The organism is Microbacterium sp. cx-55 (assembly GCF_021117345.1).
In the GTDB taxonomy this organism is placed as follows: Bacteria; Actinomycetota; Actinomycetes; order Actinomycetales; family Microbacteriaceae; genus Microbacterium.
In genome coordinates, this window is record NZ_CP088261.1 from 1173420 (window position 1) to 1192814 (window position 19395).

The following is a 19395-nucleotide window of genomic DNA, read 5'->3' on the forward strand; positions in this document are numbered from 1 at the left end:
GGTTCACGCGGTGGCGGGATGCTGACGCGAATGCCCTGGGGAGGGCTCCGCCTGCCCGAAAGACGGAGGAATCGATGACGGATGCCGTCACGGAGGTGATCGCGCCGGCCGACAAGCCAGCGCAGGCACCGATACGCTCGCTGCGCTCGCTGCCGGTGTTCTCGGACCGCGTGTTCCGCACGGTGTGCTTCGCCGCGGGCGGGGTGACGGTGGCGATCATGCTCGCCGTCGGCGTGTTCCTCACGGCGCGGGGAGGACAGGCGCTCTCGTCGTCGGGCTTCTCGTTCCTGTGGGTGCAGGAGTGGAACCCGCAGGAGGGCGTGCCGGACTCGTTCGGAATCGCGGCCGTGCTCTTCGGCACCGTCACGATCGCCGCGATCGCGTTGGCGTTCTCCTTCCCGCTCGCTCTCGGCACGGCTCTGCTGATCAGCGAGGTGCTGCCGGCGGGGGTCAAGCGCGCCATGACGACGATCGTCGACCTCATGGCTGCCGTCCCGAGTGTCGTCTTCGGTCTCTGGGGGGTGCAGTTCCTGCAGGAGAACGTGATCCCGGTCGCCCAGTGGATCTCGAAGTACCTCGGCGCCATCCCGATCTTCGCCGTGACGGATGCGGAGGGGATCGGCCTCACCGACGCGAGCGCCTTCACCTCGTCGGCGTTCATCGCGGGCATGGTGGTGGCGCTCATGGTGCTCCCGACCCAGACCTCGATCATGCGCGAGGCCTTCTCGCAGGCGCCGATCGGCGAACGGGAGGGCGCTCTCGCGCTCGGCTCGACGCGGTGGGGGATGATCCGCACCGTCGTGCTGCCGTTCGGTCGCGGCGGGATCATCGGCGGCACGATGCTCGGCCTCGGGCGTGCGCTCGGCGAGACGATCGCGGTGTACATGATCATCTCGCCGATCTTCACGATCAACTGGGAGGTGCTGAAGACCGGCACCAACTCGGTGTCGGCCCTCATCGCGCTCCGCTACGGCGAGTCCAGCGAGTTCGGGCTGTCGGCCCTGATGGCCGCGGGCCTCGCCCTCTTCCTCATCACCCTCGTGATCAACTTCACGGCGTCATCGGTCGTCGCCCGTTCGCGGTCGGGAGCGGAAAGCACATGACCACGATCACCGCCGCCGAACGGCAGGCAGAAGACGAACGCCGCGCCGCCCCCGCGCGCACGACCGTGCCGCGGCCGTACCAGGGCCGCGCGCGCCCGGAGCGTCGCCGCCCCGGCACGGTCGCGCTGGAGGACACCTTCGACCTCGTCGGGGCGCTTCTGGCCGGCGGATCGGTGGCGACGCTGCTGTTCGGGTGGATCGCGCCGCTGTCGGGCGCCGTCGGCTGGGTCGTGGTCGCCTACCTCGTCTTCCTGATCTCGTACGCGGTGCTCGTCTCCCTCCGCGCCGACCGTCTCGCCGTGATGAACCGGATCGTGACGGTGCTGCTGTGCAGCGCGGGGCTGGCCGTTCTCGCGGTGCTCCTGTTCGTCGTGCTGTACACCGTCGGCCGCGGCGTTCCGGCGCTGTCGAATCTCAACTTCTTCGTCGAGACGATGCGGTTCGCCGGACCCCTGGATCCGCTGGAAGTGGGCGGAATCGCGCACGCGATCGTCGGCACCCTGATTCAGATCTCCATCGCGCTGGCGATCACCGTGCCGCTCGGCATCACGACGGCCGTGTTCCTCAACGAGATCGGCGGACGCTTCGCCCGCTTCGTCCGCACCGTGTCCGACGCGATGACGGCGCTGCCCTCGATCGTGGCGGGCTTGTTCGTCTACGCCGCGCTGATCACCCTGGTCACCAAGGAACGCTCCGGTTTCGCCGCATCCATCGCCATCACCGTGATGATGCTGCCGATCGTGATCCGCTCGGCCGACGTGGTGCTGCGCCTCGTACCGCACCAGCTCCGCGAGGCGTCCTACGCGCTCGGCTCGTCGCGCTGGCGGACGGTGTGGAAGGTCGTTCTGCCGACCTCCCGTTCGGGGCTGGCGACGGCCGTCATCCTCGGTACCGCTCGCGGGATCGGTGAAACGTCGCCGGTGCTCCTCACCTCGGGAGTCACCGCCGAGATGAACACGAACCCGTTCTCCGGGCCCATGATCTCGCTGCCCCTCCAGGTGTTCACCTTCGTGCAGTCGCCCGAACCGAACATGGTCGCCCGCGGATTCGGCACGGCCGCCGTGCTCATCCTGCTCGTGCTGAGCCTGTTCGTCGTCGCTCGCCTCATCGGCGGGCGCGGCGCGGGAATCCTCTCCGACGGTCAGCGCCGTCGGGCCACCCGGCGCTCGCAGGACGACCTCATCCGCATCGTCACCCGCTCGACGCTTCCCGACTACGCCGTTCCGGCACGTACCCGCCCGCAGGAGAACCCGTGATCCCTCGTTTCCGCCGCCGCGCCGTCTGCGGTGCGCTCGTCGCGCTCATCGTCAGCGCCCTCGCGTTCGGCGCCGCCGTTCCGGCGTCCGCTGCGTCCTACGTCGCGATCGCCGGGTCGGGGTCGACGTGGTCGCAGAACGCGCTGGACCAGTGGCGTCGCAACGTCGCGAGCAACTACGGCATGACCGTGAACTTCTCGGGCACCGGATCGTCTGCGGGACGCAGCGACTTCATCAAGGGCTCCGTCGACTTCGCGGTCAGCGAGATCCCGTTCCAGCGCACCCCGGAAGACGGATCCGCCCCCGAGATCTCCGAGCGCGGCTATGCCTACCTGCCGATCGTGGCGGGCGGTACGTCGCTGATGTACAACCTCAAGATCGGCGGCAAGAAGGTCGACAACCTGCAGATGTCGGGCGATGTGGTCGCGAAGATCTTCGCCGGGCAGATCAAGAAGTGGAACGATCCCGCGATCGTCGCCGACAACCCGGGTCTCGCGCTGCCCGACAAAGACATCATGCCCGTCGTCCGTTCCGATGGATCCGGGTCGACCGCGCAGTTCACGAAGTGGATGGCGACGCAGTACCCGAGCATCTGGACGACCCCGATGACCTCGCAGTTCCCGACGTCGAAGCTGTCGGCGTACAAGGCCCAGAGCGGCTCGCTCGGGGTGTCGGGTTACGTGAGCCAGAACTACGGCGAGGGCTCGATCACCTACGTCGAATACTCCTACGCCATGAAGTCCGGGTTTCCCGTCGTGAAGGTGAAGAACGCGGCCGGGAGCTACGTCGAGCCGACCGCCGCGAACGTCGAGGTGGCGCTGCGCGCCGCGCGCATCAACGAGGACACGGGCTCGCCGGACTATCTGACCCAGATCCTCGACGGGGTCTACAACAACCCCGACCCGGTGGCGTATCCGATGTCGAGCTACTCGTACATGATCGTGCCGACGCAGGCGACCGGAATCTTCAACGAGAGCAAGGGCTACACGCTCGGAGAGTTCGTCAAGTACGTCGTGTGCCAGGGGCAGAAGCAGGCGGGCGCGCTCGGATACTCGCCGCTGCCGAACAACCTGGTCGAGGCGGCCTTCAAGCAGATCAGCAAGATCCCGGGCTCGCAGGTCGGCGCGTACGACGCGAACTCCTGCAGCAACACCGGAGCTGCCGGGAGCGGTGATCCGACGACGGGCGCAGCTCCCGCCGCGGCAGGCGCCGCCGGTGGCGGAACGGCCGCGGCCGCGGGGACGGATGCGGCGGCCGCGGCATCCGGTGCGGCGGTCGGCGGCGACGCCGTGTACGACGCGAACGGCAACCTCGTCTCCGGCTCTGCCGCGGGTGGCGCCGCTGCTGTTTCCGCCCCGTTCACCCTGGCCTCCGACGCCGGTGGTGTCGCGCAGATCGGAATGCTCGCCGCGGCTCTCCTGCTGCTCGCCGCGGTCCTCGTGCCGCCGCTGCTGATGCGTCGCCGTCGCGCGACGCGCTGATCCGGCGCGCCCGTCACCTGCCGTTCACCCGGCGGAGGGCAACCGGACGACCGCACGCCCCGCCCGTTCGCGCTGCGGACAGGGCGGATTCGCACGCTTTTCATAGCGTCAGTCATGGCCGCCGGAGCGGCCGGAATGTGGCCGCCTGGGGGTGGCCGGAACTGGGGTATCAGGTGATCCGATCCGGACGCGCACGCACGGTCGCGCGCGCTTCGCTGGCCGGCGTGGTGGCGTTCGCCGCCGTGCTGTCGGTGTCGGTCGTCGTCGGCGACGCGGCGCACGCCGATGACGGCTCGAACTCGGCCGTCACCGTCTCGGCGAAGGACCAGGACATCTACGTCGGCACCGCACCCATGCCCGACCTGAAAGTCACCGTGTCGCAGACGACCAACCTCGTCGCGCAAGCGGTCACCGTGTCGTGGACCGGAGGCAAGGAGTCGACGCTGCCGAGCGGCCAGACGGGCGGTGAGAACTTCTTGCAGATCATGCAGTGCTGGGGCGATGTCGTCGACGATGACGCCGAGTTCCTGCCGGCGCGCACCACCTGTCAGTTCGGGGCCTTCGGTACTCCCGGCGCGAAGCGCGAGGACTCGCCGTCCTCGGCCGCCGCGATCGCCCCCGAGGACGCCCGCTACTCGTACTTCGGCACGGGCGGGCTCAACGGCTCGTACACCGGCATTCCGTTCCGCTCCGTTCCCGATCCCGTGACCGGCGAATCGAAGACCATCGCGAAGGTCGACGACAAGGGTGCCATCATCCCCGGCGTCAACCTGAACGAGAACGAGTTCTTCACGAAGTACACGACCAACGAGGTGCCGTGGGCGGGCTCCGGCTCCAACGGCAACGGATCTGTCACCTTCGAGCTGCAGACCTCGCTGCAGTCGCCCGGGCTCGGCTGCGGCGACGCGCAGACCGCGGCGGATGGCGCGGTCACCGGTCGCGCGTGCTGGCTCGTCGTCGTGCCGCGAGGCGCGGGGACGAACACGGCTTCGCCCCTGTTCTGGGAGCAGTGGAAGCACCGGGTCGCGGTGAAGCTCGACTTCCAGCCCGTCGGCAACCACTGCGCGATCGGCGCGGGCGAGCAGCAGCTCGCCGGCAGCGAGCTGATCTCGGACGCGGTGTCGTCGTGGCAGCCTGACCTCTGCGGCGCCGCGGACGGCGACGCGTACACGCTGATCACCACGACCGACATGGATGCCGCCGCCCAGTCGAACACGATCGCGGATGCGCCGCTGACGCTCACCTCGCAGCCGCTGGATACCTCGACGGGCCAGACGGACTCGCTCGTCTACGCGCCCGTGGCGCTCGCCGGTATCGCCATCACGTTCGCGGTCGACCGCTACCCGTCCGCATCCGCCCCGGCCGACGTGCAGGAGCAGGCACGCGAACCCTTCACCGACATGCGGCTCACACCGAGGTTGCTGGCGAAGCTCCTCACGTCCTCCTACACGGACGCCCTGCCGACGAACGCCGCCATCGACTACCTGCAGGGAAATCCCCGCAGCATCCTGTTCGACCCGGAGTTCCTCGCCCTCAACCCCACCTGGAAGGATCAGGCGATCGTGAGCCCGGCGGTCGCCGACATCATGGTGCCCCAGGGGCGGTCGGGGTACGCGCGGGCCGTCTGGAACTACATCCTCGCGGACGACGACGCGCGGGCATTCCTCGCCGGAACCCCCGACGCCTGGGGCACTCGCGTCAACCCGCACGCGTCGACGGACACCCAGTGGAGCGGCACGCAGGATGTGGAGCCGCTCGAGCTGCCCCGCGACGACTTCCCGAAGGCGGATGACGCCGAGGCGTACGCGGGGGAGGACCGCGTCCTCAACTCCGTCACGTGGCGTCCGTACACGAACGACCTCGCTTCCGGCGCGTATTACGCGCTCCGCGGGGACGGCCTGAACGTCGGCGAGTGGGATCCGATCGCCGTGCCGAAGAAGTGGACGCGCAAATCCCGCGACCTCGTCGGCGACCGCAAGGTGCTCGCGATGACCGACACCTCCGCATCCGAGCGGTATGAGACGGTGACCGCGTCGCTGCTCACCCCCTCGGGAACATACGTCTCACCGACGAGCGACGGGCTGCTCGCCGCCGCCGCGGTGATGACGCCGTCCGCGACCCAGCCGCAGGTGTACTCCTTCGATGCCGCGTCGGCGAGGGCGGCCCGGGCGAGCTCGGCCTACCCGCTCGCGATTCCGGTGTACGCCGCAACGAACGCGACGCTGAACTCCGCCGATGTGAACGACAGCTACGCCCGCTTCATCCGTTTCGCGGCGACCGACGGTCAGACGCCGGGCGTGCTGCAGGGCCAGCTCCCCGCGGGCTACGCGCCGATTCCTGAGGGCTGGCGGGCCCAGTCCCGTGCGGCAGCGGATCTCATCCAGTCCGACCCGGTGGCGGCCCCCGCGGCCCCGCAGCCGGCTCCGGCGGCGGCCACCCCCGTCGCCGCCGCGCCCGCTCCGGCCGCTGCGGCTCCGGTGGCCGCGGTTCCCGCGGTCGCGGCCGACCCGTCCGCATCCGGCGCCCCCGCCGCGGCGCTCTCCGCCGGCGCGACACCGGCCGACCCCGAGACCGGCGCCCTCGCCCAGGCGATGCCGCTCAGCCTCCTCGCCGGAGCGCTCGCCGCCGGCGCGGTTCCCTTCGTCGGTCGCCTGCGCCGACGCCTCTGACTTTTCCTCTGCACGATTCCCCACCCGAAGTAGTACGTCTTTCCACCCGATGAAGAGAGAGAAAACACTATGAAGTTCAAGCGGTTCGCCGCCGTGACCGCGGCGCTCAGCGTCGTCGTCGCCGGCGGTATCGTCGCGAGCTCGGCGCAGGCCGAGGTCGTCTCGAACAGCTACGTGATGGTCGGTTCGGACACCCTGCAGGATGCAGCGAACGCCCTGGCCAACGGCACCACGGTCACGGGCTCGCGTGTGCGCGTGCTCGCCGCCACGGGAGACACGATCGGCTCGTTCGACGCGTTCCCCAACACGGGCACGGGCAGCCAGATCCAGACCAAGCCCGGTGGACCCTTCTTCCTGCGCCCCTCCGGCTCCGGTAACGGCGTCTCGGCTCTTCGGGCGTCGATCACCGGCGCAGCGTTCAACGGCAAGGTCATCACCGGCCAGGTCGACATCGCCCGCTCCTCGAGCGGTCCCGGCACGAACCAGAACGCCGACGGCAAGCTCGCCTACGTGCCGTTCGGTCGGGACGCACTGTCGTACATCTACAAGGGCGGCACCGCCGCGTGGGCGAACCTCACGGCGGCCCAGCTCAAGCAGGTCTACGAGGGCACGCTCACCTCGATCGACGGCGTTCCCGTCACCCCGCGCCTCCCGCAGTCCGGCTCGGGCACCCGCTCGTTCTTCCTCACCGCGATCGGCAGCCCGACGCTGAAGGCCGGAATCGACACGAACAACACGACCGCGGAGAACGACGCCACGGTCCTCGCCGCCGGCGAGATCATCCCGTTCTCGGTCGCGAGCTGGACGGCCCAGGTCACCGGCGCCGCCGGTGTCAACACGGTCGCCGCGTCCACGGGCGTGACGCTCGGCAGCGCGGTGAGCGGTGTGCAGCCGGTCACCGGTACCGGCACCACCACGGTGCCGAACGCGGCGTACTACTCGAACGGCACGTTCGGTCGCGACACCTACCTGGTCGTCGAGCGTGCGCGCATCACCCCTGGCGACGGCAAGTACGACGCCGCTCTGGCCGCGCTCGTCGATCCGTCGATCGGTGGCAGCCTCACCAACTTCACGGCCGGACTTTCGGGTACCCCCCGTCGCGTCAAGGAGAAGTTCGGATTCCTGGCCCCGTCGCAGACGGCGCCCCTCTTCGCGTACGTCACTCTCTGAGCCTGAATCAGACAAGGAAACAGACATCATCATGAAGCTTTCGATCAAGAAGGCCGCGGCCGCGGGTCTCGCCGTCGCCCTCGGACTGACGGCGGCCGGCTTCGGCTCGACCGCAGCATCGGCCGCCGTGGGGGACTGGACCCCCAACGGCACGCCGCAGCCGTACTTCATCTACTCCACCGACACCGGAGAGGTCGTCAAGGGGAACAACCAGGCCGGCACCGGTGGCACCGTCCTCAAGTACACGTCGGGACTCGTCGCGGCACCCTCGGAGACGGACCCCGAGCAGTGGTTCGCCGACGCCCCCGCCGAGGCCGAGGACGCCTACGTGTTCATCGCGCCGGTCGGCAAGGAATCGACCATCTCCGGGTGGTCGTCTCGCGTCAGCATCGGCTTCGCGCCGGGCAAGCGAGGCATCCTCCAGCCGTTCTCGTCGCTGTTCCAGTTCCCCGCGGCGTCGTTCGCCGCGGTCAAGAGCGCGGGTGGCGACTACAGCCTCGGTTACGCCTACACGAAGAACAACGGCGTGACGTTCGTCGGTCTCGGCGCGTACACGACGGTGCACATCACGGCTGGCACCGCCGACTGGACGTACGACTACCCGACCGCCATCGTCGGGCAGCCCCCGGTCGACCCGAACACGACCGGTCAGGTCGCGATCGAGGCGCCGGTTGCCGCTCCCGTCAACGGTGCGCTCTCCCTGAGCGTCCCGACGGGTGCCAAGGCCACGCTGGGCGCTGCCGCGCTCAACTCGTCGGGGCAGTCGGTCTCGACCGGCACGCTGCCGACCTTCCAGGTCACCGACAAGCGCTACGTCACCAAGCCGGGTTGGACCGTGAACACGTCGGTCGCCGCCTTCGCGAGCGGCACCAACACACTCGAGCCGTCTGTGCTCTCGATCGCTCCGTCGGTCGCCGCCACGAGCACCTCGACCGGCGTCACGAAGGTCGCATCGCTCCTCGGCTCCGTCACGGCGGGCACGTTCGCCGAGGCCGCCGCCGGCGCCGGAACGGGCGTGACCGACCTGTCGGCCGCCCTCACGCTGACGGCGCCGCTCGGCACGCCGGCGGGCACCTACACCTCGACCCTGACGGTCACCGCCGTCTCGAAGTGATCCGGAGACGGGGCGGATGCTGCATCCGCCCCGTCTCACCCGCCGCACCCCGGCCTTCTGCCGGGGTGCGGCGTCATCGATTCTTCGCTGTTCGCCCCGCGTTCACATCCCGGACGCGAGGCGGTCAGCGCGATATGGAGTTAATAGTCCGTGTTCGAAACCCGAACCCGAACGGGTGCCCTTGCGTTGCGCACGCTCATCGCGCTGACAGCGACCTTCCTCGCGGCCGGTCTGCTGACCGTCGCGGCGCCTCTCGCCGCGCACGCCGATGACGCGGAGTCGATCGCCGGCGGTCCGTGCGACGACAGCGGCGCGAGCGACGGCCGATCCCGCTTCACGTACGACGCCGTTCCCGGCCAGCAGATCTCCGACTGCTACCTGGTCGAGAACACCGGCACCGTGTCGCAGCGGGTCACTGTATACGCGACGGATGCGTTCAACACCGAGGCCGGCGACTTCGCCCTGCTCGACGGGGCCGCATCGCCCACCGACGCCGGTGCCTGGATCGCGCTCGAAGACGGATCGGCCCGGATGCAGTTCGATCTCGCCGCGGGAGATTCCCGCCCCGTGCGGTTCACGCTCACCGTCCCGGCGGATGCCGGTCCCGGCGACCACGCCGGCGGGCTGATCGTGTCGGCGCAGACGCCGTCCGACCAGATCCTCGTCGACCGTCGCGTCGGCACCCGCATGTACGTCCGCGTACCGGGCGAGCTGCAGTCGCTGCTGAACATCACCGGGATGACCGCGACCTACACGCCCACCCTGAACCCCTTCGACGGCACGGCGAACGTCACGCTGACGGTGACGAACCAGGGCAATGTCGCGCTCGCACCGACCCTCGTGCTGTATGCCAAGAGCTTCTTCGGCTCCGATCTCACCGAGCGGAGGCTCGAGAACCTCGACGAGCTCCTCCCGGGGGCATCACGCACCGTGACATACGACCTCGGCCCGGTGGGCCAGTACGTGTACGTGGATGCGGCGGCGTCCCTCTACTCCCGCGGCGATCAGACCGGCGCCACCGCCGCCGTACCCGAAGCGCCGCAGGTGGACCGCAACGCCGGCATGTGGGCCGTTCCGTGGATCCTCGTCGGCATCCTGCTCCTCGCCGCGCTCGCCGTGCTCATCGCGCGGTGGCGCCGCCGCCGCGACGACAGGCGCGCGGCCGAGTGGATGGCGTTCACGCAGGCCGAGGCCGAGCGTGCGGCAGCGGCTCCCCGCGAAACCGTCGGATCGGGGGCCTGAGATGCGACTGCAGCGCATCGCGCGATTCCTCGTGGCCGCCGGCGCGGCGATGCTGACTGTGTCGCTGCTCTCCCTCCCCGCCCACGCGGAGGACACGTCCTCCGGCGACGGGGGGATCGGCCTCAGCGTGCCGGTGATCGGCACGACGGCGCCCACGACCGGCGGGCCGTCTTCCGGCGCCGTACCTTCCGTTCGCGGCTCCTCCTCGTCCGGCTCCGGTGGCGCTCCGTCGACCGGCGTGACGACGGATGCGGCTGCCCCCGAACCCGCCGCCAGCGACATCCTCATCGCGGGCGGGCTCTACCTCGGCGACGTCAACGGCTCGTCCCGTCCCACGGTGAACCCGTTCGAGGGCACGACCGACCTGTGGGTGTCGCTGCGGAATCTGTCCGACGACACGATCGATCTCACGGCGGACTTCCGTATCGTGGCTCCCACGGGCGCAGAACTCGCCGAGCATCGTGTCTCGGTGACGGGGCTGAAGCCGGATGAGACCCGGGTCGTCAACGCGAGGTTGTCGGGCGCGGGCCAGTGGCCGTGGGTGAGCGGGCGCGTGACCATCGATCCGCCGGATGTGATCGCGGGGCAGCAGACCGCTCCGGTCACCCGGGAGACGGTCGTGTTCGTCTTCCCGTGGCTCGGGCTCATCGGACTCGTCCTCGTGGTTCTCGCGCTGGTGCTGATGCGGCTCGGCGCGACACTCGCCGCACCCGCGGCGGCACCCGCCGCATCCGGTGCCGCATGACCGTCGCGCTTCCGCAGGCAGTGCCTGCCGGCCCAGCCGCACCCGCGGTACCGCACCTTCCCCCGCGTCCGCCGCGCGGTTCGCGCCCGCCGCGCCCGCCGCGTGGGTCGCGCCCCCCGGCGCCGCCGCGGCCACCGCGTCGTCCGCCGAGCGCGCCCCTGCCCCCGCTGACCCTGCGCCAGTCCATCGTCCGCGGAGTGCTGATCATGGTGGCGTCGCTGATCGCGATGCTGCTGCTGTCGCTCCTGGTCATCGGCAACCTGACCTATCACGCCCGGCAACAGCAGCTCGACGATCGTTTCCGGGCCGAGCTCGCCGCGGGAACGGCGCCGGTCAGCGAGGGCGACTTCGAGGATGTGCTGCTCGCCGACGGTGATCCAGTGGCGCTGATCGAGATCCCCGAGATCGGACTGCGCGATGTCGTCGTCGAAGGCACCTCGGGCAGCGTCCTCATGGACGGCCCGGGGCATCGCCGCGACACGGTGCTGCCGGGTCAGGTCGGCGTCAGCGTTCTGATGGGGCGCGCTCTCGCGTACGGCGGGCCGTTCGGCGGCTTGTCGCAGCTCACCCCGGGGGACCGATTCTCGGTGACGACGGGTCAGGGCGAGCACGTGTACGAGGTCATGGGTACGCGGTACGCCGGCGACCCGGCTCCGGCGAACCCGCGCTCCGGCGAGAGCCGGCTCATCCTCACGACCGCCCGTGGCGGTCCGTTGGCGCCGGTCGGTGTGCAGTACGTCGACGCGACCCTCGTGGGCGATGCGCAACCGCGCGGGGCGCGGCAGACGACGTTCGTGACGCTCCCGCCCCAGGACACGCCGCTCGCCACCGATACCCGCACGGTGTGGGCACTGATCTTCGCGCTGCAGTTCCTCGTGGTCGCCGAGATCGGCGCCATCTGGGCGCTCCGCCGATTCGGGTGGCGGAAGACCTGGATCGCCTTCGTCCCCGTCCTCCTGCTGGCGAGCCTGCTGACCGCCACGCAGGTCGCCGTCCTTCTCCCGAACCTGATCTGACCGGAGTCCGAGTTGTCCACCACCCCACAGGAACCCGCCGACGCGGTCGATGAGACGATCACCGAGGTCGTCTCGATCGACCACCCGGATGCGGAGGTCCGTGCTTCGGCCTTCGTCGTCCCACCCGTCGAAGCTCTCCGCGCGTCGGCGTCCACCGGCGACGTCACCGACACGGACGACGCCGCTACCGCGACCCGCCGCCGGCAGCGCGTCGCGGGGCCCCGGTTCCTCGGCCGTGCGCTCGGCCGCGGAACCGTCCTCGAGCGACCCTCGATCGCCGGGGCGCCGCTCGAGGGGGCACCCGCGGTCCCGCCCGAGTATCTGGCGGGCGGTCCGGCGCCGGTCGTCGTGTCCGCCGCGGGCGCCGGCCCCATCCTCGGCGGCGATCCGCTGCTGACGAACCCCTCCGTGCTGGAAGCGCGCCTGATCTCCGCCTGGTTCGGGGATCACCAGGTGCTGCAGGACGTTTCCCTCACGATGCCGGCCGGTCGCGTGACCGCGCTCATCGGTCCGTCGGGCTGCGGAAAGTCGACGTTCCTGCGCATCCTCAACCGCATGCACGAGCTGGTTCCGTCGGCGACGCTCGCGGGCGAGGTCCTCCTCGACGGTGACGACATCTACGACGCGGGGCTCCCCGTGGTCGAGGCCCGCAAGCGCATCGGAATGGTCTTCCAGAAGCCCAACCCGTTCCCGGCGATGTCGATCTACGACAACGTCCTCGCCGGACTCGCGCTCACGGGCGTTCGTGCCGACCGCGATCGGCGCGACTTCCTCGTCGAGACCTGCCTGACGAAGGCCGGCCTCTGGAACGAGTTGAAGGATCGGCTGCGCTCGCCGGGCGGGGGACTCTCCGGCGGGCAGCAGCAGCGTCTGTGCATCGCTCGCTCGCTGGCCGTTCGGCCCCGCATCCTGCTGATGGACGAGCCCTGCTCGGCGCTGGATCCGACCTCGACGCGAGTGATCGAGGAGACGATGCTCGAGCTGGCGCGCGAGGTGACGATCGTGATCGTCACGCACAACATGCAGCAGGCGCAGCGCGTGTCCGACCAGTGCGCATTCTTCCTGGCCTCCCAGGGGCAGCCCGGACACATCGTGGAATTCGGTGACACCGACGCGATGTTCGCCAGCCCCATCGACCCGCGCACGCACGACTATGTCAACGGTCGCTTCGGCTGATCATTCCGAAATATCAGCGCTGTACTGATATTTCACCGTAATCAGCTATACGCTCATCAAATGAGTGTTGCGGTGATTGCAGACATCGTCGGTTCCCGACGGCTCGTCGACCGAGAAGCCGGTCAACGAGCCGTCGAGCAGGCCGTTGCGCGTGCGACCGCCGATCTGCCCGGCGCGGAACGGATGCTGACGCCCACGGTGGGTGACGAACTCCAGGGTGTCTACACCGACCTCGGCGCCGCGCTCGGCGCCGTGCTCCTCGTGCGCCTCGCCCTCCCCGACGGCGTCGATTGCCGCTTCGGCATCGGCATCGGCGCGACCGGCACGATCGCCTCGGAGGCGGTCGGCACCATCGCCGAAGGGCCGGGCTGGTGGGCGGCGCGCGAAGCGATCGACACCGTGCACGGGCTCCAGGCGCGCACGGTGCCGGGGGCGCGCACGTGGGTGGCAGCCTCCGCCGAGGCAAACGACCGGATGCGGGAGACCGTGCGCATCGCCAACGCGGGACTGCTCACACGCGATCACCTGGTCACCGCGATGAGCGCCCGCGCCCGCCGGCTCACCTACGGGCGATGCATCGGAACGCCGCAGCGGGCGCTCGCCGCATCCGAGGGCGTGACGCAGTCCGCGGTGTCGCAACTGCTCGCGTCGTCCGGTGCCAACGCCATCGTCGAGGGGTTCCGGTGGGTGGGGGAGACCGACTGATCGTCGCGCCGGTCGGCGGTCCTCACCAGATGGCGAGGCGCACGAGCGCGCCGACGAGACCCGCCCAGAGCAGACTCGCGAGCGTCCCGACGATGAACCGCTCGCGCGCCGCGGGCGTTGCGAGCTCGGAGAAGCGACCGATGCCCTTGATGGCGACGACGATCGCGATCGCCTCGGGGTAGCCCGCGACGAGCGATGCGACGACGGCGAGTCGTTCCAGATAGCCGATCACCGTGCCGCCTCGCAGTACCTCCTGCATCCGGTCGGTGTCGGTGCTCCGGGAGTCGTAGACGAGGATGCCGCCGCGCACGCCCTCGCGCACTTCGCCGTGGGTGGCCAGATCGAGGATGCGCCGGGTGGTCGGATTGCCCCCGACGACGCCGAGGGAAACGCCGATCAGAGCGATCAGCAGCCCCACCGGAAGCGGCACGTTGAGGGGCGCGACGGCGACCACCATCATCGCGGCGACGACGAGCCCCGCGGCGATGAGCAGGGGAACGTTCGAGGGGCGCCGCACCGCGACGATCACGAGGACGAGGGCTGCGCAGAGCGCGAGCACCAGGGCGATCGACAGCACCGTGATGAGGAGGGCATCCGGGACCACGATCAGCATGGCGCCAGTCTGGCACGTGCCTCCGACGCGGCTCCTGTGCCGGGCTTGCTACGCTGATCCGCGTGTCTACGCCCGCTCTGAGCGCGACCGCCCCCGCCAACGATCCGACGTTCGAGAACGTCTGGGACGAACTGGTCTGGCGCGGCCTCGTGCATGTGTCCACTGATCAGGCGGCGCTGCGCGCCCTCCTGGCGGGCGGCCCCATCACGTACTACTGCGGCTTCGATCCGACGGCGCCGAGTCTGCACCTCGGCAACCTGGTGCAGCTCCTGCTGCTGCGCCGGCTGCAACTCGCCGGACATCGCCCGCTCGGACTCGTGGGCGGGTCGACGGGCCTGATCGGCGACCCGCGCCCGACCGCCGAGCGCACGCTCAACACCCGCGAGACGGTGGAGAAGTGGGTGGCGAGCCTGCGCGCCCAGGTCGAGCGCTACCTCAGCTTCGAGGGCGGGAACGCTGCCCGCATGGTGAACAACCTGGATTGGACGGCGCCGCTGTCGGCCATCGACTTCCTCCGCGAGATCGGTAAGTACTACCGCGTCGGCACGATGCTGAAGAAGGATGCCGTCAGCGCGCGGTTGAACTCCGAGGCCGGCATCAGCTACACCGAGTTCAGCTACCAGATCCTCCAGGGGATGGACTACCTGGAGCTCTACCGCCAGTACGACTGCGTCCTGCAGACCGGTGGCTCGGACCAGTGGGGAAACCTCACGAGCGGCACCGACCTCATCCATCGCGTCGAGGGCGTCTCGGTGCACGCCATCGGCACCCCGCTGATCACGAACAGCGACGGCACGAAGTTCGGCAAGAGCGAGGGCAACGCCGTCTGGCTCGACGCGGAGATGTGCAGCCCGTACCGGATGTACCAGTTCTGGTTGAACACCGATGACGCGGACGTCGTCGATCGCTTGAAGGTCTTCACGTTCCTCACGCGGGCCGAGATCGAGGAGTACGCGGTGCGCGTGCGCGATGAGCCGTTCCGACGCGCGGCGCAGAAGCGGCTCGCCCTCGAGGTGACGGCGCTCGTGCACGGCGAGGGGGCGGCCGAATCCGTGATCGCCGCGTCCGACGCGCTCTTCGGGCAGGGGGATCTGACCGCTCTGGATGCGGCGACCCTCCGATCGGCGATCGACGAGCTCCCGAACGCCGAGGTCGATGCGGGCACGACCGTGGCGCAGGCGCTGATCGCGACCGAGCTCGTGTCGAGTCTCGGTGAAGCACGGCGCGCGGTCTCCCAAGGCGGGGTGACTCTCGACGGTCAGCGGGTGACCGACGAGTCCGCGGTGGTGTCGGGGTCTCTTCCGGGCGGGGTGTCGGTGCTGCGTCGCGGCAAGAAGACGCTCGCCGGGGTCGTCATCCGGAGCTGACGATGCCGTTCACGCCGAGCCATGCCGTGGTCGCCCTGCCGTTCGTGCGGACACCGCTCGTGCCGGCGGCGATCGCCGTCGGGGCGATGACCCCCGACCTTCCGCTCTTCCTCCGTGGGACGCCGATCACCTATCCGGTCACGCACGACCCGCGCTGGATCCCGGCGACGATACTGCTCGCGCTCGTGCTGCTGCTCGTGTGGCGGTGCGTGCTGCGGCCGGCGGTGCGCGAGCTCTCCCCGCGATGGCTGGCGGCGCGGATTCCCGCGTCCTGGGACGGCGGCGTCGCCGACGGCTGGGCGGAAACCCTGCGGCCGTCGTGGCGGTCGGTTCTGCTGCTGCTGGCGTCGCTCGCGCTCGGCGTTGCGAGCCACATCGCGTGGGATGCGTTCACCCACGAGGGGCGGATCGGTGTCGAGCTCGTGCCGGCACTCGATGAGCAGTGGGGTCCGCTGCTCGGCCTCAAATGGGTGCAGCACGGTTCGAGCGCGCTCGGGCTGCTGATTCTGGCGATCGCGGGATGGCTCTGGGTGCGCCGGCAGCATCCGGTACGGGTCGATCGCCTCCTCACCGGGGCCGTCCGGGTCGCCGCCTGGGTGTCGCTCCCGGTCGTGCTCGTGGTCGGCTGGCTCGGGGGACTCGCCCTCTACGGTCCTCTCACGAGCGAGTTCACCGTCGCTCACCTCGCGTACCGCGTGCTTCCGCCGGCCTGCGCGATCTGGGCACTGCTCCTGGTCGCGCTCTGCGTGCTGGTCCAGATTCGGCGCGCAATTCGGGCGCCCCGCACCGCATCGCCGGCAGAATGACCCCGCGCGTCGAGTCCTTACCGGCAGCGGACGGTCCGCCGGACTTCGATGAGACGTTCTCGGGGGAGGTGGCCCCGGAACGGTGGGTGGCGCACTACCTTCCCCACTGGACGACGCCCGAGCGGTCGGCCGCTCGTTACCGCGTTCTGCCCGAGGGTGGACTCGAGCTTCGCATCGAGGACGACCAGCTCGACTGGCGTCCGGAGGATGCGCCGCTCCGGGTCTCGAACCTGCAGACGGGAACGACCGCCGGAAGGCTCGGCGCGGGGGAGGGGATGCACCGGCACCGCTCGGATGGACTCACCGTACGGACGGAGACACCCGAGCGTCTGCTCTGGGCGCCATCCGGGGGACGGATCGACGTCACCGTCTCCGCCAGCAACGGCGCGCACTGCATGCTGGCGGCCTGGTTGGTCGGCACCGAGCACCGCGGCGCGGAGGACTCCGGCGAGGTCTGCATCTTCGAGATCGACGCCGACGCGGTGCGCCCGCAGACGACCGCGCGCGTCGGGATCAAGGCGCACCGTGATCCCCGCCTGGTCGCAGACATGGGCGAGGTCGTTCTTCCGTTCGAGGGGACTCGGCCGCACACGTGGACAGTGGTGTGGGGAGCGGGGGAGACGGTGATCGGATGCGAAGGGATCGTGGTGCGGCGCATCGCCCAGTCCACGTCGTACCCCATGCTGCTCATGCTCGATCTCTTCGAGATCGGCGACCCCGCCGGGCGGTACCCGAAGACCGCGGTCATCCACCGCGTTCGGGGGTGGGGATCGTCGATCCGCGGAATCACGGGCGACACGCCCGGGGGGATGTCAGGATTTGCCCGCTCCCCGGGATCCACGTAAATTCTTACTTGTTCGCCCCAAAGGGAAGAGCGAAGGCCGGAAGGCCTGACGCCCTCAAGCGGAGAACCACCCCCTTCACTTCACTCCTTGAGTGAGACTCGTTCTGCGAGTATGATGGGGAACCCGGCTCGTCCGAGTCAGATGCTGTCCCACTGTTCCTCTTCGGAACGACGCGACGATTTGACAGAGAGACCGAGACGGGTAAGATAAGGAAGTTGCCCTGCGGGGTTGGCCGTGAGGTCAGCTGGTGGGAGCGTCCGATCCTTGAGAACTCAACAGCGTGCACTTGTCAAATGCCAAATAACCTCGTCTAGCTTCGGCTAGGGAGATTCCTTTGGATCAAGTCCAATCTCCTTTTTGGGGGTTGGCGTTATGGATTGTCAGTAATGGCATCCTTTTGGTCAGTTCAAACTCGCTGTCCGACCTTATTCCGGTTGGTCAGTATTTTTCTTTTACGGAGAGTTTGATCCTGGCTCAGGATGAACGCTGGCGGCGTGCTTAACACATGCAAGTCGAACGGTGAAGGGAAGCTTGCTTTCTGGATCAGTGGCGAACGGGTGAGTAACACGTGAGCAATCTGCCCCTGACTCTGGGATAACAGTTGGAAACAGCTGCTAATACTGGATATGAGCTACGGCCGCATGGTCGGTAGTTGGAAAGAATTTCGGTCAGGGATGAGCTCGCGGCCTATCAGCTTGTTGGTGAGGTAATGGCTCACCAAGGCGTCGACGGGTAGCCGGCCTGAGAGGGTGACCGGCCACACTGGGACTGAGACACGGCCCAGACTCCTACGGGAGGCAGCAGTGGGGAATATTGCACAATGGGCGCAAGCCTGATGCAGCAACGCCGCGTGAGGGACGACGGCCTTCGGGTTGTAAACCTCTTTTAGCAGGGAAGAAGCGAAAGTGACGGTACCTGCAGAAAAAGCGCCGGCTAACTACGTGCCAGCAGCCGCGGTAATACGTAGGGCGCAAGCGTTATCCGGAATTATTGGGCGTAAAGAGCTCGTAGGCGGTTTGTCGCGTCTGCTGTGAAATCCCGAGGCTCAACCTCGGGCCTGCAGTGGGTACGGGCAGACTAGAGTGCGGTAGGGGAGATTGGAATTCCTGGTGTAGCGGTGGAATGCGCAGATATCAGGAGGAACACCGATGGCGAAGGCAGATCTCTGGGCCGTAACTGACGCTGAGGAGCGAAAGGGTGGGGAGCAAACAGGCTTAGATACCCTGGTAGTCCACCCCGTAAACGTTGGGAACTAGTTGTGGGGTCCATTCCACGGATTCCGTGACGCAGCTAACGCATTAAGTTCCCCGCCTGGGGAGTACGGCCGCAAGGCTAAAACTCAAAGGAATTGACGGGGACCCGCACAAGCGGCGGAGCATGCGGATTAATTCGATGCAACGCGAAGAACCTTACCAAGGCTTGACATATTCGAGAACGCCGTAGAAATACGGAACTCTTTGGACACTCGTTTACAGGTGGTGCATGGTTGTCGTCAGCTCGTGTCGTGAGATGTTGGGTTAAGTCCCGCAACGAGCGCAACCCTCGTTCTATGTTGCCAGCACGTAATGGTGGGAACTCATGGGATACTGCCGGGGTCAACTCGGAGGAAGGTGGGGATGACGTCAAATCATCATGCCCCTTATGTCTTGGGCTTCACGCATGCTACAATGGCCGGTACAAAGGGCTGCAATACCGTGAGGTGGAGCGAATCCCAAAAAGCCGGTCCCAGTTCGGATTGAGGTCTGCAACTCGACCTCATGAAGTCGGAGTCGCTAGTAATCGCAGATCAGCAACGCTGCGGTGAATACGTTCCCGGGTCTTGTACACACCGCCCGTCAAGTCATGAAAGTCGGTAACACCTGAAGCCGGTGGCCTAACCCTTGTGGAGGGAGCCGTCGAAGGTGGGATCGGTAATTAGGACTAAGTCGTAACAAGGTAGCCGTACCGGAAGGTGCGGCTGGATCACCTCCTTTCTAAGGAGCACTGCACCCTTTGGGGTGACAGAGCCCAGATCAGAACGAATGTTTCTGCTGGGAGCTCATGGGTGGAACATTTGATGAGGTGCTTTCAGCTGATCTTTGGATTTA

General features: G+C 68.4%; 15 protein-coding genes and 1 rRNA gene. 15 read left to right on the forward strand and 1 reads right to left on the reverse strand.

Annotation, left to right across the window (positions count from 1 at the left end):
• The first annotated feature begins 74 nt into the window (after positions 1 to 74).
• The 11 genes from pstC to LQ938_RS05465 all read left to right on the forward strand — a co-directional run bounded on the left by pstC (position 75) and on the right by LQ938_RS05465 (position 13677).
• On the forward strand, positions 75 to 1103 hold the full coding sequence (gene pstC / locus LQ938_RS05415; protein WP_223723473.1) for a phosphate ABC transporter permease subunit PstC: 1029 nt from the start codon (positions 75 to 77) through the stop codon (positions 1101 to 1103).
• Positions 1100 to 2359: a phosphate ABC transporter permease PstA gene (gene pstA / locus LQ938_RS05420; RefSeq protein ID WP_223723474.1), complete on the forward strand. Its 1260-nt coding sequence runs from the start codon at positions 1100 to 1102 to the stop codon at positions 2357 to 2359. The genes pstC and pstA overlap by 4 nt, the downstream gene beginning before the upstream one ends.
• Positions 2356 to 3840, forward strand: coding sequence for a phosphate ABC transporter substrate-binding protein PstS (pstS, locus tag LQ938_RS05425; RefSeq protein WP_223723475.1), 1485 nt, complete (start codon positions 2356 to 2358; stop codon positions 3838 to 3840). Before pstA ends, pstS begins: the two co-directional genes overlap by 4 nt.
• Positions 3841 to 4013: 173 nt before the next feature.
• A complete protein-coding gene (locus LQ938_RS05430; protein WP_223723476.1) occupies positions 4014 to 6509 on the forward strand; it encodes a hypothetical protein in 2496 nt (831 codons plus the stop codon).
• A gap of 69 nt (positions 6510 to 6578) precedes the next feature.
• Positions 6579 to 7679, forward strand: coding sequence for a hypothetical protein (locus LQ938_RS05435; protein ID WP_223723477.1), 1101 nt, complete (start codon positions 6579 to 6581; stop codon positions 7677 to 7679).
• Between the two features lie 31 nt (positions 7680 to 7710).
• The gene (locus LQ938_RS05440; RefSeq protein ID WP_223723478.1) at positions 7711 to 8793 is read left to right on the forward strand and encodes a hypothetical protein; all 1083 of its coding nucleotides are present in this window, start codon (positions 7711 to 7713) and stop codon (positions 8791 to 8793) included.
• 150 nt (positions 8794 to 8943) lie between these two features.
• Positions 8944 to 10035 (forward strand): DUF916 domain-containing protein, encoded by a 1092-nt coding sequence (locus LQ938_RS05445; RefSeq protein WP_223723479.1) that lies wholly within the window; start codon positions 8944 to 8946, stop codon positions 10033 to 10035.
• A gap of 1 nt (position 10036) precedes the next feature.
• Complete coding sequence (locus tag LQ938_RS05450) at positions 10037 to 10780, forward strand: hypothetical protein (RefSeq protein ID WP_223723480.1); 744 nt, start codon at positions 10037 to 10039, stop codon at positions 10778 to 10780.
• Between the two features lie 206 nt (positions 10781 to 10986).
• On the forward strand, positions 10987 to 11796 hold the full coding sequence (locus LQ938_RS05455; RefSeq protein WP_223723496.1) for a sortase: 810 nt from the start codon (positions 10987 to 10989) through the stop codon (positions 11794 to 11796).
• Positions 11797 to 12189: 393 nt separating this feature from the next.
• The gene (locus tag LQ938_RS05460; RefSeq protein ID WP_442922921.1) at positions 12190 to 12972 is read left to right on the forward strand and encodes a phosphate ABC transporter ATP-binding protein; all 783 of its coding nucleotides are present in this window, start codon (positions 12190 to 12192) and stop codon (positions 12970 to 12972) included.
• Positions 12973 to 13032: 60 nt separating this feature from the next.
• Entirely contained in the window at positions 13033 to 13677 is a 645-nt protein-coding gene (locus LQ938_RS05465) for a SatD family protein (protein ID WP_223723481.1), read from the forward strand.
• Between the two features lie 22 nt (positions 13678 to 13699).
• Here LQ938_RS05465 and LQ938_RS05470 read toward each other — a convergent pair whose 3' ends face one another.
• On the reverse strand, positions 13700 to 14290 hold the full coding sequence (locus tag LQ938_RS05470) for a hypothetical protein (protein WP_223723482.1): 591 nt from the start codon (positions 14288 to 14290) through the stop codon (positions 13700 to 13702).
• Between the two features lie 62 nt (positions 14291 to 14352).
• Here LQ938_RS05470 and tyrS point away from each other — a divergent pair, with 62 nt between their 5' ends.
• The 4 genes from tyrS (at position 14353) to LQ938_RS05490 (ending at position 19281) form a co-directional block, all read left to right on the forward strand.
• Positions 14353 to 15657, forward strand: a complete 1305-nt coding sequence (gene tyrS, locus LQ938_RS05475; protein WP_223723483.1) for a tyrosine--tRNA ligase — start codon at positions 14353 to 14355, stop codon at positions 15655 to 15657.
• A 2-nt stretch (positions 15658 to 15659) separates the two neighbouring features.
• Positions 15660 to 16463 (forward strand): DUF4184 family protein, encoded by an 804-nt coding sequence (locus LQ938_RS05480; protein ID WP_223723484.1) that lies wholly within the window; start codon positions 15660 to 15662, stop codon positions 16461 to 16463.
• On the forward strand, positions 16460 to 17308 hold the full coding sequence (locus LQ938_RS05485) for a hypothetical protein (protein ID WP_223723485.1): 849 nt from the start codon (positions 16460 to 16462) through the stop codon (positions 17306 to 17308). The genes LQ938_RS05480 and LQ938_RS05485 overlap by 4 nt, the downstream gene beginning before the upstream one ends.
• Positions 17309 to 17759: 451 nt before the next feature.
• Positions 17760 to 19281 (forward strand): 16S ribosomal RNA (locus tag LQ938_RS05490).
• Positions 19282 to 19395 lie beyond the last annotated feature (114 nt).

Excerpts from the sequence above, each read along its gene's own strand:
- LQ938_RS05485 (WP_223723485.1), top strand. The coding sequence starts at position 16,460 with ATGACCCCGCGCGTCGAGTCCTTACCGGCAGCGGACGGTCCGCCGGAC.
- LQ938_RS05480 (WP_223723484.1), top strand. The coding sequence starts at position 15,660 with ATGCCGTTCACGCCGAGCCATGCCGTGGTCGCCCTGCCGTTCGTGCGG.
- LQ938_RS05440 (WP_223723478.1), top strand. The coding sequence starts at position 7,711 with ATGAAGCTTTCGATCAAGAAGGCCGCGGCCGCGGGTCTCGCCGTCGCC.
- pstA (WP_223723474.1), top strand. The coding sequence starts at position 1,100 with ATGACCACGATCACCGCCGCCGAACGGCAGGCAGAAGACGAACGCCGC.
- pstC (WP_223723473.1), top strand. The coding sequence starts at position 75 with ATGACGGATGCCGTCACGGAGGTGATCGCGCCGGCCGACAAGCCAGCG.
- LQ938_RS05455 (WP_223723496.1), top strand. The coding sequence starts at position 10,987 with ATGGTGGCGTCGCTGATCGCGATGCTGCTGCTGTCGCTCCTGGTCATC.
- LQ938_RS05435 (WP_223723477.1), top strand. The coding sequence starts at position 6,579 with ATGAAGTTCAAGCGGTTCGCCGCCGTGACCGCGGCGCTCAGCGTCGTC.
- LQ938_RS05465 (WP_223723481.1), top strand. The coding sequence starts at position 13,033 with ATGAGTGTTGCGGTGATTGCAGACATCGTCGGTTCCCGACGGCTCGTC.
- LQ938_RS05450 (WP_223723480.1), top strand. The coding sequence starts at position 10,037 with ATGCGACTGCAGCGCATCGCGCGATTCCTCGTGGCCGCCGGCGCGGCG.
- LQ938_RS05470 (WP_223723482.1), bottom strand. The coding sequence starts at position 14,290 with ATGCTGATCGTGGTCCCGGATGCCCTCCTCATCACGGTGCTGTCGATC.